9 protein-coding genes are annotated in these 15267 nt (G+C 69.9%); all 9 read left to right on the plus strand.

What is annotated here, in order from left to right; genetic code table 11:
- Complete coding sequence (locus HC362_RS33075; protein WP_243088023.1) at positions 1-1320, plus strand: baseplate J/gp47 family protein; 1320 nt, start codon at positions 1-3, stop codon at positions 1318-1320.
- On the plus strand, positions 1317-3509 hold the full coding sequence (locus HC362_RS33080; protein ID WP_243088024.1) for a hypothetical protein: 2193 nt from the start codon (positions 1317-1319) through the stop codon (positions 3507-3509). Before HC362_RS33075 ends, HC362_RS33080 begins: the two co-directional genes overlap by 4 nt.
- Positions 3510-3550: 41 nt before the next feature.
- The gene (locus HC362_RS33085; RefSeq protein WP_243088025.1) at positions 3551-4117 is read left to right on the plus strand and encodes a hypothetical protein; all 567 of its coding nucleotides are present in this window, start codon (positions 3551-3553) and stop codon (positions 4115-4117) included.
- Positions 4118-4138: 21 nt separating this feature from the next.
- Positions 4139-5155 carry a hypothetical protein gene (locus tag HC362_RS33090; protein WP_243088026.1) on the plus strand — a complete coding sequence of 339 codons (1017 nt, stop codon included), beginning with the start codon at positions 4139-4141 and terminating at the stop codon, positions 5153-5155.
- A gap of 23 nt (positions 5156-5178) precedes the next feature.
- Positions 5179-8760: a hypothetical protein gene (locus HC362_RS33095; protein ID WP_243088027.1), complete on the plus strand. Its 3582-nt coding sequence runs from the start codon at positions 5179-5181 to the stop codon at positions 8758-8760.
- A gap of 487 nt (positions 8761-9247) precedes the next feature.
- Positions 9248-11149 (plus strand): PD-(D/E)XK nuclease family protein, encoded by a 1902-nt coding sequence (locus tag HC362_RS33100; RefSeq protein ID WP_243088028.1) that lies wholly within the window; start codon positions 9248-9250, stop codon positions 11147-11149.
- A 175-nt stretch (positions 11150-11324) separates the two neighbouring features.
- Positions 11325-13349 carry a LodA/GoxA family CTQ-dependent oxidase gene (locus HC362_RS33105; RefSeq protein WP_243088029.1) on the plus strand — a complete coding sequence of 675 codons (2025 nt, stop codon included), beginning with the start codon at positions 11325-11327 and terminating at the stop codon, positions 13347-13349.
- The gene (locus tag HC362_RS33110) at positions 13346-14548 is read left to right on the plus strand and encodes an FAD-dependent monooxygenase (protein WP_243088030.1); all 1203 of its coding nucleotides are present in this window, start codon (positions 13346-13348) and stop codon (positions 14546-14548) included. The genes HC362_RS33105 and HC362_RS33110 overlap by 4 nt, the downstream gene beginning before the upstream one ends.
- On the plus strand, positions 14545-15267 hold the full coding sequence (locus HC362_RS33115; RefSeq protein WP_243088031.1) for a hypothetical protein: 723 nt from the start codon (positions 14545-14547) through the stop codon (positions 15265-15267). Before HC362_RS33110 ends, HC362_RS33115 begins: the two co-directional genes overlap by 4 nt.

The raw sequence follows: 15267 nt of genomic DNA on the forward strand, positions 1-15267 counted from the left end.
ATGGCATTCGGGGTCACCGACGACGGATTCATCGTCAAAGGAATGGACCGGATCCTGGCCGAGAGCAAGGAACGGACGAAGCGGGTACTCGGCGAGGACGTCGATCTGTCGCCCACCAGCCCGCTCGGCAAGCTGCTGGAGGTCGTCGCCGCGGAGGACGGCGAGTTGTGGAAGCTGATGGAGGCGCTGTACTACTCGCAGTTCACCGCCACCGCTACCGGCGCCGCCCTTGACCTGCTGGGGCACGAGTGCGGCCTGGAGCGCCGGCCGGGACGCTGCTCCGGCGAGGTGACGCTCACGCTGACCGGCGGGGGTCCGGAGCGGACCTACGTGCTCCCGGAGGCCACCATCCTGCTGACCGGGGGAGAGGCCCCCCGCTCCTTCGCGACCAGGGAACCCGCCAAGCTCTCTGGCCAGACACCGACCCGCACCGTGTCGGTCGTGGAACTGGAACCCGTCACCGATCCGGTGGAGGCCGGGGCGATCAAGACGGTCCACCCCGAATACCAGGAGCTCTACCTCGCGGACTGGGCGCCGGCCGCGCTCACCGTCACCAACCAACAGCGTATCGACGGCCCGGGACTGCCCGAGAGCGACGAGGAGTTCCGAGCCCGCCTCATCGCCCTGCCCCGCAACCTGTGGACCCAGGACAGTGTGCGACAGGCCGCGCTGGGCGTTGACGACGTCATTGACGCTCGGGTGTCGGACACCTACGGGGGCGTGGACGTGTCCCAGAGCATCTTCGGCACCTTCGACTTCGACGGCCGGATTTTCGCCACCGAACGCCCCGTCGGCGAGCCGTACTTCGCCCAGGTGGCGGTCGCTCACCGGAACCACCGGCCCTGGCGGACCGTGCAGCGCCCGGGCAGGCCGGTGATCAGGGGCGTCTACGAGTTGGTCAGAGAAGCCGTGGACCGAGTCAGGCCCATCGGAGTGCACGTCCACGTCGTGGAGGCCGACCATATCGACGTCTCGGTCCGGGCCGAGATCGTGATCGGTCCCGGCCTTGCGGACCTCGACGTCACGACCTCGCTCAGAGCACAACTCGCCTCCTACATCGGGCAGCTCAAGCTGGGTGACGACGTGCTCTACTCGCGCGTCATGCGGGTGCTGGCGACCCAGCCGGGCGTGGAGGACGTGCGCAATCTGCACCTGCGCCGCTGCGCGCCCGCCTTCGCCCGCTTCGGATTCGGTCCCGTGCCGTACCAGTTCGGCACGGTCGAGGCCGCCCTCGGCGAAAGCCTGGTGATGGGCCCGACCGAGGTGGCGGTCTTCGCGGCCGACCCCGCCATGACCGACATCGAGGTGGTGAAGCGATGACCACCGCACCCGCCCCACCGCGCCTGGCAGCCGGGGACATGGCTGGGCGGCTGACGCTGCCGTTCGCCCGGGGCGCCGACCACCTGCCGCTGTCGATCACCGGGCAGACCATCCGGCCCTACCACTTCGTGGCCCACCAAGGCCGGTCCGGAGTGAAGCCGGAACCGCTGTACATCCTCCAGGCCCGTAAGGAGGTTCCGGCCGGCACCACGGTGACCTTCCGCACCAGGAACGGACAGGAGGTGCGGGTCCCGCTGCCGGACGGACTGCTGCCCGGCACCTCCAGGGCACTGCCGCCTGTGGCCGACCTCCTGGACACCATCACCTCGCCCCTGCCAGGAGGGCAGGAGGAGTGGTGGCAGCTCACCGCGCTGCTGGGCACGATGGCGAAACTGCTCTGGGCCATCGGCTGGGAACGCGACCATCTGCGTCACCAACTCGGCCGCACCGTCGCCCAGCGTGCCCTCAAGGAGAGCCGGGGTCGCAACCTCGACCGGCACGGGGCCGGTCTGGCGGTGGTACGCGGCTCCGGCGAGACCGACGATGCCTACCGCAGGCGGGTCGCGCTGGCCCGCCGTTGGACCCTGCCCACGCCCGCCGGACTCCTCGCCGAGCTCAACACGGCGGTCGGCCGGATCGGGGGATATGACGCCCCGCTTGTTCTCGACGACGCCAACGGAGAGCTGCTGCGCGGGTTGCTGACACTGCGCGTGGTGCCGGCCCAGGTCGCGTCAGGACACAGCATCGACGCGGCAGGACAGACGGGCGTCGGGCTGACCACGTCTGGGGAAGAGGGGTACTTCGATCCGCTGTTCCTGGTGAAGCTCGATCCCAAGATCGTGGACATCGCCCCTGCCCCGGGATACTTCGTCCCTCCCGGCGAAGCACGGCCCAACCCCGGTCTGGTCCAGCCGACGGTGGCGGCCGCCACCCACCGCCTGGCCGACCTGCTGAGCGGGCGGGTTCGGGTGAACTCCGGGTACCACCCCGGGGCCGACGACGCCCGGAAGACGGGCCGTGCTGTACTGCTCACCCACCCGACCGTGGAACCGGCCCGACTGGCCGCGCTCGCCCACCGGGCCGGCTTCGACCTGGTCACCCACCGCACCGACGGTGAGGTCTATGCCGAGTGCGCACCCGGCGAGCTGTTGACCGTGCACAGCACGCAGTGGTCCGTCGCTGTGGGGCACCAGCTCACTCTCACCGTTCGCCCCGCGCTGCCGGCTCGCTCGCAGCTTCGCTGGTACGTGGTGCACTGTGGGCCCGGTCGCGGCCGGGTCACGCCATCCACCGGGGGCACCCCCGCCTCCTTCACCGGTGAACAGGCCGGACGGGTCCTGGTCATCGCGGAGCTACGACACGGCCCGCACACCGTGACCGCCTCCCGTCAGCTCGTGGTCTACCCCGAGACCCTCCCCGGGGACAAGGCCATCGGCGCGGACGGCACCGTCAACCCCCCGCCGCCGCGCCCCGGCAAGCCACTCGACCTGGTCTTTCTGGCCCACCACGACCATCCCGCCCATGTCGACTACGGCACCGACCCCAACCACCACCGGATGCGCCGCGAAGCCGCCGTACGCCTGGACGCCCTGATCGCACTGATCAAGGACGAGCCCGGCCGACTGGTCGTCCACCAGGCATACGAGCCCACGGGCACCGGGCTGGCCAGGGAGGGGCGGGCGCTGCGCCTGGGACACACCGCGCTTCCCACCGGGCAGTTGGCCGCTCGCGCCCACCGGGCGGGCTTCAGCCACGTACGGGCGGAGGGCGGCCTGGTGACGGCGCTACAGGAGCAAGAGCTGCCGCTCACGGTGACCGCTCCCGAGCTGACTGACGGAGTGCTGGAGGTCGGTACCTCTGTCGGCCTGGCGGTCACCCCCACGCAGGAAGAGGTGGGCGAGTCGGGCGTCCTGGTGTGGTCCACCGGCGATGGGGCTGCCTCGGTGCAGAGCACCGGTCCCACGACGGTGGTCGTGCGGGGGGAGCGGCCCGGCCGGGCGTGGGTGCAGGCGTCCTACCGGATCGGCCGGGAGCCCGCGGCTCACCAGGTAGAGGTCCGGCTCAGGCCGGAACTCGCGGACCATTCGCTGGAACCCGCGAAACGAGAGCTGATCATGAACCTTCTCTCCGACCTGCATCCGCTGGGCGTGGAGGTGGTCACCCGCAAGCTGACCGGAGGATCTTTGTGACTGACATCAGTTTCACCCCCACGTTCAAGCACCTCCCCTGGGTGGACAACCGGGACCGGGTGGCGGCCGGCGGCCCGAACGGATTCAACGTCCGGTTCGAGGCCCTGCAGAAGGACTTGGAGAACCTGTCGACGGTGATCGGCAAAGTCAAGTCGGCCATCGAGGCTGTGAGCCAGCAGCCCCCGGTGCAGCGTCTGCTGTCCCTGTCCCCGGCCTTCGTGCCGATGCCGCCGAGCAAGGCATGGAGTGTGGACTCGTTCGGGGTCGCCGTCCGGCCTTCCAGCGAGCCGAGTGTGAAGGGGCTGCTCGCCCTGTCGCCACCCGACGGGGTGAAGCTCCTGAAGTTCCGCGCGATCGGTAAGAACACCGGCTCCGGCAGCCTTCGGATCAGCCTCTTCAGGGCCCCGGTTGCCGACGGCTCGGTCACCGAACTGCTCGCACGGATCCCGGGGGAGGGTGCCTACGACGACCAGCGCTCGATCGAAGCCGGTAAAGACCGGGTGGACATGACCAGCTTCCGCTATTTCGTCACCGCCGATCTGTCCAATGCCTCGACGGGCGACACGGTCACGGTGATCAGTGTCCAGCTCTCCTACCTCATCGATTGAAGGAAGAAAAGGAAGAAACCGATGGCCGACAACCTGTTTCTCAGCATCGATTTCGGCACCAACAACGGGCCGGGCACCGACGATGGCAAGACGCGCCCGTGGAACGGCGGCACTCCCTTTTACACGAGCACCAGCATCTGGGTGGACCCGGGCTACCACGAGGCCCAGGTGGGGCGGACCACCACGGTGAAGGTCCGGGTGAGCAACAGAGGCACCCAGACCGTCCCAGGTGTCGTGGTCCAGGCGTGGCTGTTCGAGCCGCAGATCGGTGTCTGGACCCCCGGGACCGGCATGCCCTTCATCAGCAGCGGATCAACCGATATCGCGCCCGGCTCCGGAACCCTCAGCTCCAGCGATCCGCATGTCGTCACCTGCCGTGCCGATCCGGACTGGGTCCCCACCGAGGAGCAGTTGAACAGGACGAACGCACACGTGTGCGTCATCGCCAACTGCTACTCGGACGAAGTATCCGGTGAGGGCGGTCCGGCACCGGCCGACGTCAAGCTCGAACCTGCCCTCAACCCACGCCAGGGCCAGCGCAACCTCGCCCTGGTCAAGGTCCAGCAGGCCGCAGCCTCCCAGCCCCACACGGTGCCTCACTGGACCTCCCCGCCACCCGCCGATCCCGGACCGCACGGCCCATATCTGCGGGAGCTGCTGATGACTTCCCAGCAGGTCATGGTGAGCAACGTCATCGGCATCAGCGAACTGCTGGCCCTGGCGAACTTGCCCGAGGTCAAGGTGCCGGAGGGAGGCCTGGCGAAGGGCGAGCTGCTGCTGCGGACCTCCTATGGGACCAAGCCGATCCGGCCCCACCTCGCCCCCATGCGGTTCGGCTTGAAGGCCGAGGGGATCCCGGAGCTCGGCCAGCGGTTCCGTCTCGACCCCGAGGAGCGCGAACGGGTGCCCTCCCAGCTGGAGTTCCAGTTCGGTGAGGGAGCCGACGTAGGCAGCCTCCAGGTCTTCGACGTCACCCTGCACACCGAGAAGGAAGTAGTCGGCGCGGGTCTGCGGGTCATCGCCCTGGTCACCGAGTAAGCCCGCGGGCGCCTGGAGCAGAGGTGGAGATTCACGTCCGGATCCCGATCCGGATCAAACTCAGCGGTGAACCGGGCCCCGACGAACTGGCCCTGCTCACCCGCCGGCTCAGCGCCTCCATCGCCACCCGCCTGGCCCGTGCGGAACGCGAGTTGGCGCAGCGGGTGGGCGAACGGCCTCCCGCCGGCCGCTCCGGACCGGCCACGGAGGTCTACGATCCGGCCCGGGCCGGCCCTGCCGGCTACACCGTGCCCTCTTACGACGGGGCCGGGACGCCCACCAGGGTTCAGGTCCACCGGCCGGAACCGGAGCCATGGGCCGTCGTCCGAGTCGTATGGGCACGGATCCCGGTGGATCGCATACTCGCCTTCGTTGCCGAAGTATTGGGCCACCCCGTGGGGGAAGCCCCGCTGTACGAGCCGCTCGCCGCGACTCTGCGCCCGGCGGAGGTGTGGCTGGTACGGATCAACCGACCGGCGGCGCCGGAGGAGGTCGGCCGCCAGTTGCTGGCCCGGGCAGACCGCCCACGGACCGGCGAGCGCACCGAACCGATGTGGGCGCTCACCGCCTCGCCCACCGCGGTGCGCACGCTCGCCGAGGCCGATCCGGAAGGTGTGATCGACGCCCGCATTCCGGAGGTGCCTCCCGGCCACGCAGTCTTCGCCTTCATGCCGCTGCCGCGTATCGAGGTTTCCGACGTCGCTGTCCTGCGCTCCGGAATCTCCTTCACCATGCCGCTCCGGGACGCCGGATTCTGCATCGACCCCGACGCCTTCGCCGAGCGCACCGGCCTGCGGTGGAGCCAGTACGCTGACGAGTACGGCGAGGAGACAGTGAGGGTATGGCTCCAGCCGGCGGTGGTGCCCGCGAAGTCCGGCGTGATCGGCGCCGGTGGGCAACTACGCCGCGAGGCACTCTTCGTACTGCTCGACCGGGAGGCGAGTGGCGGAACCCCGCACCGGGACCCCACCGCCCGGCTCTTCGTCGAGGAAGAACAGAGCTTCCCCGGCCTCCCTCAGCCCGTGCTCCAGCGGGCCGAGTGGCCCGCTGGAGCCGAAGGCCGTCGCGTGCTCTACGCCCGCGCCTACCCCGACCTCACGCCGGAGCGCCTCGGCGCCGCCTTCTTCCGCCCCATCGCGCGGCGGCTGGTCGAGGCGCTGACGGCTCGGCTCGAGGACGATCCCGGCGGAGCTCTGGAGACCTTTCTCGACCAGTCCGGCACCCTGCCGGGCGGTCACCGGCTGGGCAGCCTCTTTGAATACGCGCTCGACGAACTCGACAGTTCCGGGTCGCTGGCCGCCGTGTTCGAAGCAGCTGACGCCACCCGCCGGTTCGCACTACGGCTCAGACTCCTCCAATTGTGCACGCCGACTCGCTACCGCAGCCATCCGCTCGTCGAGCGACTGCGCCGCTCCCTGGCGGCGGAACGGGAGGCCACCACCGCACACACCTATGAGCCCGGCGGACAGGGGAAGGGCGAGATCCGGCTGGACCGCGACCCCCGGCTGACCGTCCGTGCCGGCCAGGTCCTCGGTGAGGCAGACGGCGTCTATCTCAAGCGTGTCGCATCACTGCGTCCCAAGCCGGGCCGGGCCGAGGCACTCCGCGCTCAGCTGCTCGAACAGCGCAGGCGGATGGCCGAGGAGATTCTCACCGGACGCGACCAGCGAGAGTACGACGAACGGGAATTCGCCGCCGAGGCGGTGGCACGCGCCGCCCAGGCCGCACATGTCTCCCGGGACGACTTCGAGGAGATCGAGGTCGAGCACAGCCTGCGGCTGCTGGAGGTCCGCTCCGCCGTCAGCGAGGGGCTGCCGTCCTTCGACGTACACGTCGAGCCGGTGTGGCGGGTCCGGGGCGACGGAGGTGAATGGCGCCGCACCTCCGAGCCGGTGCTGGAGCCGGTGGGGGAGTTCGAGGCTCGGCTGGTCTACTGGCGGCTCGCCAAGGCGGGTGAGCTCTACCAGGTCATCGGAGCAGGGGTGCTGCTGGTCGGCGCCGTCGTGGTGGCCTGGGAGGCGGGCGTCGTCGCTCTGCTGGTACGGCTGGCCGGCGGCGCCCGGGCGATGGCGGTGGGTATCGGCCTGTCCGAGGCGGAGTACCTGCTGCGGACCATTCTCGGCGGGGAGAAAATGACTGCGCGCGGCTTTCTGACAGCCGCGCTCGACGGCTATCTCATGGCAGTCGGCTTCCGCGTCGGCGGCGGGCTCGGCCGCTGGGGAGCGGGTGCGGTCGGTACCGCCACGGCTCGCCGCAAGGTCATCTCCTGGGTGCTGGAGAAACTGGTCACTGGTGCAGCCGGCGGGGTGGCCGGCACGGCACTGGAAAACTTCGCGCACGACATCGTCACGGTCACGGTGGACCAGGGCTCGTTCACCGGTATCCAGGAATACGTGCGGCGCATGGAGTTCGGCGCGGCCTTCGGCATCTTCGCCGAGTTCGTCGTGGCGCCGGGGCTGCGCGGCCTCGCGAGCCGTGCTGGACCGGCGATGAGCAAGGCAGCCCTGGTCGCCGCCTTGCTGCACGGCGAGGGCGTCACCGCCGAAGCGTGGAGCCGCGCGGCCGTCGAAGGGGCCGATCGCATGGAACAGACTCTCGCCCGGACCGTCGGCGAAGCGGAGGCCCGCGCCTGGGCCGGGGCGATGGAGGAGCGGGCCGCCGAGGTCGCAAGCCACCTCGGCTCCGGTCAGCCGGGAGGCCCGCCGGTGCCCCGGACCGCCGCCGCAGGGGAGAAGCCACCCGTCGGCACACCGGAGCCCGTGCTGCCGCCCGCTCCAGCCCGGGGGCCGCTCCGGCCCGGCCCGGCAGCCCGGTGGCCCAGCAAGCGTCGGCTGGAGGACGCCGCGAAGACGGACGCCGAGGCGGAGCTGGACCGCAGGTGGTACGAGTCCGCGTCCGAAGAACAGTTGCGGGCCCGCGAGCCATGGGACCCGGTCGCCACGGAGTACCTCGATGCCCGCCGTGGCGGGAAGCGCCGCCCCTACCAGCCCGACCGGCCGTCCGACCCCGCCGTCCAGGACGCGCTGCGTGAGGACCTGCGCAGGGAACGGGCAGCCATCGAGGCAGAGCGGCGACGCCTGGAAGAGGAGGGACTTCGGCAGCCCTCCGCCGGGGAGCGTGCGGGCTGGGAGACTCGTCGGACAAGAGCCGGCCGGCAGGAGGTGCCGCCGACCGCCAAGGGCGCGGTCGGCTACCAGGGCACCGTGGCCGTGGCACGCTCGGACATCCCCGCCTTGGCGGGCGAGCGCTACTCCGGGGGCTCGCCCCGGGCACTGGGCAGTCACGACCCCACCCATCGGATCGGGCCACCGGAGACCGTAACCGTGCCGCAGGCGCACGGGCACGCGGAGCAGAGCCTCGGCCAGCAGCTCGATGCCCGGCTGTCCCGGCTGACTGACGCCGAACGGGCGGCGGCACGCGGACGGAGCGTGTGGATCCGGGTGGACCAGGAAGTGTGCACCATCTGTGCCGCAGGCCTCGGCACAGGTTCACGGGCCGGAGTGCTCCAGAGGCTCAGCCGGCTCCATCCGGACATCCTCTTCGAGATCACCGCCGACGACACCAGCACTGTCTACCGGCTGCTCGGCGGCAGGAGGGTCCGATGACCACCCAGGGCAGGTGGGTCCGATGACCACCGAGCGCCGCTATCACCCGCCCGAGCCCTTTCCCCGGCCCGAGGGATTGTCAGCCCACACAGCGCAACTCCTGGCGGCGGCGGTCCGCGAAGCTGTTCGGGCCGCGACGGAGGAGGCCAGGACCGGCAGCTTCGCCTCCGGTCCGGCCGCCCCCGACCGGCCCCGGGAGCTCTACGACCCGAAACGGTCGGCGGCCGGTGACTATCAGGTGCCCAGCTACGACCGGTCCGGGCGTCCAGTCGCTCTCCCAACACGGGGCGGCACGGTTGTTTCGACGTCAACCAATGCCACGTCATCCACCAGCCGTGGAGCCGGCGGGCTGGGCCCCGGGACCCGTAGCGGCTCCGGGGCCAGGAATGTGGGCGGCGCAGGACGGCACCGTTCCAGCGCACCGCCTTCCACCCCCCTGCCTCCGCCGGGGACATCCAGATCCGCGCTGGCGCGCCTGCGGGAGCGCATGGGCCCCCGATACCGTGGCGCCGCACTGGCCCGCATCGCCGCCGACTCCCTACTGCTGGGCGGCGCTGCCATCCGGCTGATGGCCGCCGACGGTACCGGCCCGCAGCGCACCGTCGCCGCTCGTCTGGGACCCGGCACCTTCTACCTGGAACCCATCGCCCGGGAGGGAATGGGGCTGCTGGCCGTCGCCGCCCCCGGCGCCGCCTACGCCGTGCACCGCGTGGCCGCCGACGGGCGGCGGCACCCGACCGGACTGCGGATGATCGCCTATGAGGCGGACCCGGTCCCGGCAGGCATCCTGGCCGACTGTACAGACCTCAACACCCTGCCCCTGATCACGATCACCGGGCGGGTGCCCCACGACCGGCGAGCCATCGCCGCCCGCATCGCGGATGCGCTGCGGCGCGGACTGGCCTCAGCTCCGGGGAGCGTGGTCTCCGGGGTACTGCTCGCCCACCTGAGAGACCTGGACCACGACGAAGTCATGGACGTGTTCGAGGAACTGCGCGTGCTGGGCCGGCTGGGCGAGACCCTCAACCTGGTCCGGGTGCGGGAGTTCCGGAACTTCCTGCACGACCGGCGAGTTCCCTGGACCTTCGTGTTCGCCAACTGGGAGCCCAGCGCGGCGGACACAGCCGCCGTCTTCAGCGGCGTGCTCTGGGGCGCGGGGGAGAACCTCTACCAGGCCCTGGAGGTCCTCGCCGTGCTGGCCGGCGCGCCGTTCTCCGAGCAGCTCGCGAAGGAGCGCCACCAGCTGTGGACCGCTGTCGTCACCTTCGCGGAGCATCCGGTGCTCTCCTCCTACGAGGGGCTGCGGCAGCTGCGCGACGTCTTCCTGGAGAAGCTCGAACAGTTGGAGTTCTTCGAAGCCGGCCGCATCATCGGCCAGGTCGTGATGACCCTGCTCACCCTGCCGGAGGCAGTCGCCTCGGTGCCCAAGCTGGCGTCCGGCGCCGCCCGGCTGGCTGTCACTGTCACGCGGGTCGGCGTCGCGCTGCTGGACCGCATCGGCCTCCGCTTCGCGGAGCTGGTGAAATTCCTGCTCAGCGAGCACCACGCGATGGCCACCCCGCACGGGATCGTTCTCGTGACAAGCGGGGAGGACATCCTCGTCTCGGGGCCCAAAGTCAAGGGCACCGCCGCCATCGGGCAGCAGGAGGTGGTCGAGGCCCTGCAGGCGGGCAAGGGGCCGCTTGCCGAGGCCGACCTGACAGAGCTGGAGGAGGCAGTCAAGCGACTGGATGAGGCCGAGAAGCGGAAACCGGCCGCCAAGAGGGCCGCGGCCGGTGCCGGTGCGGCCATGGTGACCCCCGAGGCCCTGGAGGACATCGTGGCTGCGGCCATCGCCGAACTGGACGCGTCCGCCGGCGGCACCGGACTCACCGCCCCGGTCCGGGGCACCAGACTGCACAGCATCGTCGCCCGCCTGGTCCGGGAACGACACCCCGCCTGGCCCGCGTTGGAGATCGTCCCCGAGCGGTCCCTGCGGACGTTCACCCATGTGCTGCCGGAGGTTCTCGACATGCCAGTCGAGACCTATGTCTCCCGCACTGCCGGTGTCCGAGAGCTGGCCCGGGAGTTGAAGCCGCTGTTCCGGACCGGTGAGGACAAGGTTCGGTTGATCGGAGACCTCAAACCCGACCTGGTGATCCGCGCGCCGGGACTGCTGGTGGTGTGGGATCTCACCGGTGTTCAGCGGGCCGCCCACATGGCCAAGAACATGCTGTATCAAAGTGTGCTGAGGACCGGAGGGGAAGCCGCCGCCATCGGCGAGACCTACTGGCGGCACTTCGGCAGGACACCAGCCGAGGTCGGAGCGCTCTACCCGAAAGAGCTGCTGGCCGCGCAGATCCAGCGGGCCGCGGCCCGGAAGATCAAAGAAGCGCGGGGCACGAAGTGACGGGGGAGGCGCTGCCGATGCCGCCCCTTTCCGGTCATCCTCGCCGGCAATCTCCGCAGCGCTCACCCTGCCACACATTGCGTTCGTACACCCATTCGGCGGCCATGATACGCGGCGGAAATGGAAGAACTTACGTTTGAGACCGCACCCCGGGCCCACAAGGGGAAGTTCTTCGATGGACGGCCGCATTGCACAGGTGAAGATCCACCCCGCCATTGGCGTCGCCCGGGTGGGCAACAGCGTCGAAGCGCCCTTCGTCGGTCCGGAATCACCGGACCAGGAACCCGCGGGCCGCGGGTTCTACAAGGATGGTTCCGGGGCGATCAGAAGGCAGGCCGCGCGTTTCCGGGTGTACGGCTACAACGCTGCGGGGGAGGTCGTACGGGAGCTGAAGCCGGGCGAAGCGGGTGTCACCGAGATCGAGTGGACGGTGCATCTGGCCAACAAAAAGGCAGCCTGGTACCAGTTCCACCTGCCGCTCGACATCCCCGAGGGCGAGATGCTCTCGCCAGGGCAATACACCTTGCGGAACGCCGACGTCTGTGGCGCCGACCGGAAGAAGCTGGTCAACGACCCCGGAAGCCGGACCGTTCGCGGCTCGATGACCGAGACGAAGAAGTTCGACTCCGGCAAAATCATGGACACCCTGGTGTACCTCGGGGAGATCTCCACCCGTGCCGACGGGCGATTGGTGGTGCTCGGTGGCAGGGGGAACTCCGCCTCGTACAACAACAGACCGATCACCGGTGTCGCCAACAACGACACGTGGTACGACGACGTGTCCGACGGCCCTGTGACGGCGAAGGTCCGAGTCGACGGCAGAGAAATGACCGCCGGCCCGGCCTGGGTCGTGGTGGCTCCTCCGGACTACGCCCCCGGAGTCAAATCCATCCGCACCCTCTACGACCTGCTCTTCGATGTCTTTGTCGAGGCCGGCACACTGGCCCGCCCGCAGAAACTGTCGTTCGCTGATCATGTCGAGCCGATTCTGCGGCGATTCTGCGATCTGCAGTGGGTCAACCGTGGGTTCGCGACGCAGTTCGGCTGGAACGGCCCCAACTTCTTCCTCTCCCCGGCGCTGCGGAAACGCCTCGCCGATCCGTCCGAGCGCAACCGGGAACTGCGTCGCCAGATGTATATGGCCCTGCGCGACTACTGCCGCGACGGGAAGTCCCCGCTGCCGTGGCCATGGCTCTATGGCGACGCCATGGCCAGCAAGCCGAAATCCGTACGTCAGCACATCACACTGTCCCCGCTCCAGGACTGGATGCTGCGCCGCTGGGCCGACGGTGCCTTCCAGGCCGCTCCGCTTCGAGAGCCCCGTCCCACGGTGGATGACGCGCCTGTCGCGGAACAGCCGCACCTCCTGGACCGAGCGGCTCTGGAAAACTGTGCGGCGGAGGCGTTCCACCCGGGGTGCGAGGTCACCTGGCCGATCAGGCACCCGACCATGTTCGCCGAGCCGTTCCGCATCCTGCACCGCGCCCCGAACACCGCCGAACCCGATTTCGGGCCGACTCTGACCCCGCAGCAGGCAGTTGCCGAGGACGGTCCACTGCACGCGCAAGGGCCCGGGGACCTCACACGCTGGATGGCCGCCCCATGGCAGGCCGACACCGCGAGCTGCCGCTCCGGCTACGAGGCGCTGGTGCCGGACCTCGGGGCCCGTTACAGCCCGTACCTGCCGACCTTCTGGCCTGCCCACGTGCCCAACCATGTGCTCAAGGCTGAGGATTTCGAGACGGTGAACACGCCACCGGCCGATGGCGACGACGACGCCCGGGAGGAGGCGTTCGAACGGCGAGCGACCTGGTTGCGCGGCCTCAACGGTAATACGAACCAGCAGCGCACCCAGATGGTCACGGACTGGCCGAAGCTCGGCATCGTCGAGGTACGGGACTACACCGTCGGCGACGGGAAGTTCCCCGACCGCGTCCAAGTGGAGTCGCCTCCTGAATCACCGCTCGACCAGGCGATGGACACGGCGAACCTCGTCAACCTGCAGGTGCTGGAGGCGGGTGCGCCCGTGCTGGCCGCCGCAGCCGGCACTTGGCCCGGTGACGAACGCGATCCCGCAACCGTCGAGGCCGAGTGCGTGGCCCGGGCCGTCAGCCAGGCCGTGGAGGCGACCGGCTACCGCGAGGAGGAGATCGCCGCCGGGTACCTCGAGAGACTCGACCCCTTCCACGAGGCCCTGTGAGCACCGCACCGGCCCCCGGCGCGGAAACCTACGACGTCGTGGTGGCGGGCGGCGGCCCGGCCGGCTGCGCCGCCGCGCTCACACTGGCCCTGTCCGGCCGTACGGTCCTGCTGGCGGACGCCGGCACCGGGCCGCCGAAGACCGGCGAGACCCTGGTGCCCGCCGGGCGGGTCCTGCTCGGCGACCTCGGCGTCGCCGACCGTGTTCTTCGATCCGGGCACCTGCCCTGCTACGGCAACCTCTCGGCGTGGGGCTCGGCCGAACTGCGCGCTGTGGACTTCATCAACGATCCGCACGGCCATGGCTGGCACCTCGACCGGCGGCTGTTCGACCGGCGTCTGCGCGACGCCTCCCGCGCGGCGGGGGCCGAGGTCGCCGAGGGCACAGCCGTACGCAAAGTGGTACGGCAGGCAGGCCGCGGCTGGACCCTGGCTCTGCGCGGCGGCACGGACCCCGCCGAGGGCGGGGCCGGCGACGTGCGTACGGTGTGCTGCCGCTGGGTCGTCGACGCCACCGGCCGCGCCGCCGCGATCGCCGTCCGGTGCGGGGCCCGACGGCGGGCCCTGGACCGGCTCACAGCCGTCCATGCGTGCCTGGAGGCGGACCCGCGGGACACCGACCGCCGTTCGCTCGTCGAATCCGATGAGGACGGCTGGTGGTACACCGCCCCACAGCCCTGCGGGAGGCGTCTGGTCGCCTACTTCACCGACACCGACCTGCCTGCCGCCCCGTACACCGCACGCCACTTCCCCCGACGGATGTCGGCCACCCGGCATGTGTCCCGGTGGGCCCGTCGGCATGCTCCCGGCCCCGCGCCCGCACCACCTACCGCGCCCCGCCGGGCTGCCGCGCACACAGCACACCTGGACCGGGTGTACGGAGACGGCTGGATCGCGGCCGGGGACGCAGCAGTCGCCTTCGACCCGGTTTCCTCTCAGGGGGTCCTGACCGCCCTCTACACCGGGATGAACGCGGGCCGGGCCGTCGATGCCCGACTGAGCCGTGTGAACCGCGACGACGTGTCGGCTCTCGCCGACTACGCGCACAAGACCGCGGCCGCCTGGACCGCGTATCTGCGCGGCCACTGTCTCATTCACGCCCAGGAGGCCCGCTGGCTCCACCGTCCGTTCTGGACGCGGCGGCTGACCGGCCCCCCAGACTCCTCCCGCCGACCGCAGGAAAGGCGCAGCACGCCATGAGCACAGATACGAAACACGGAGCCGGCTCCCACGGAGCCCCGCACGGCCTCCACCGCTTTCTGCTCATCGGCAAGAAGAAGATCTTCTCCTACCACCTCGCGCTCTACAACGTGGAGGCGCACGCCTTCCAGGCCATCGTGACTCTCAGCCTCGCGGATGCCGTCCGCGAGGCGTATCTCGCTGATCTGGAGAAGAACAAGGACAAGAGGGTTTTCTACAGCCTCTTTTCCCCCGACAACTTCCCGCTCACCGACCTCAAACGGGGCAAGACGTTCAAGGTCCAACTGGAACGGGTCATTGTCAAACCTGACGGGTCGAGGGAATTTCAGAAGATGCTGAACGGACAGCCGACCGAGGCATCGTGCAGCCCGGAGGACGTACGGTACTTCCGGAAGCTCGGAGGCCTGAAGTACCCCGCCCACCTCACCTACCTGTTGTTCGGCGAGGACGACGAGGTACACATCGCGCACCAGCTCGCGAAGAAGCCGAACTGGGACGAGGTCATCACCCTCGCCGAGCCGCGCGGCATCGACCCCTCGTTTCTGAGCAAGGTCCCGGACATCACCGTCGAGGCGATCGAGGACCCTCACGGGGTCGTGACCGAGAGCCCTTTGAAGAAGGGACAGAGGTACGAGGCCAAGATCAACGGAGTCGGCACGTCGATCAAATTCAGGGCTGGTCGGCAAGGCTGGTGGAACCACACCAGCCTCAACAGCTGA

Origin of the sequence: Streptomyces sp. 891-h, assembly GCF_022760275.1 — a bacterium.
GTDB lineage: Bacteria > Actinomycetota > Actinomycetes > Streptomycetales > Streptomycetaceae > Streptomyces > Streptomyces spirodelae.

Excerpts from the sequence above, each read along its gene's own strand:
- HC362_RS33105 (WP_243088029.1), top strand. The coding sequence starts at position 11,325 with ATGGACGGCCGCATTGCACAGGTGAAGATCCACCCCGCCATTGGCGTC.
- HC362_RS33080 (WP_243088024.1), top strand. The coding sequence starts at position 1,317 with ATGACCACCGCACCCGCCCCACCGCGCCTGGCAGCCGGGGACATGGCT.
- HC362_RS33075 (WP_243088023.1), top strand. The coding sequence starts at position 1 with ATGGCATTCGGGGTCACCGACGACGGATTCATCGTCAAAGGAATGGAC.
- HC362_RS33090 (WP_243088026.1), top strand. The coding sequence starts at position 4,139 with ATGGCCGACAACCTGTTTCTCAGCATCGATTTCGGCACCAACAACGGG.
- HC362_RS33115 (WP_243088031.1), top strand. The coding sequence starts at position 14,545 with ATGAGCACAGATACGAAACACGGAGCCGGCTCCCACGGAGCCCCGCAC.
- HC362_RS33100 (WP_243088028.1), top strand. The coding sequence starts at position 9,248 with ATGGGCCCCCGATACCGTGGCGCCGCACTGGCCCGCATCGCCGCCGAC.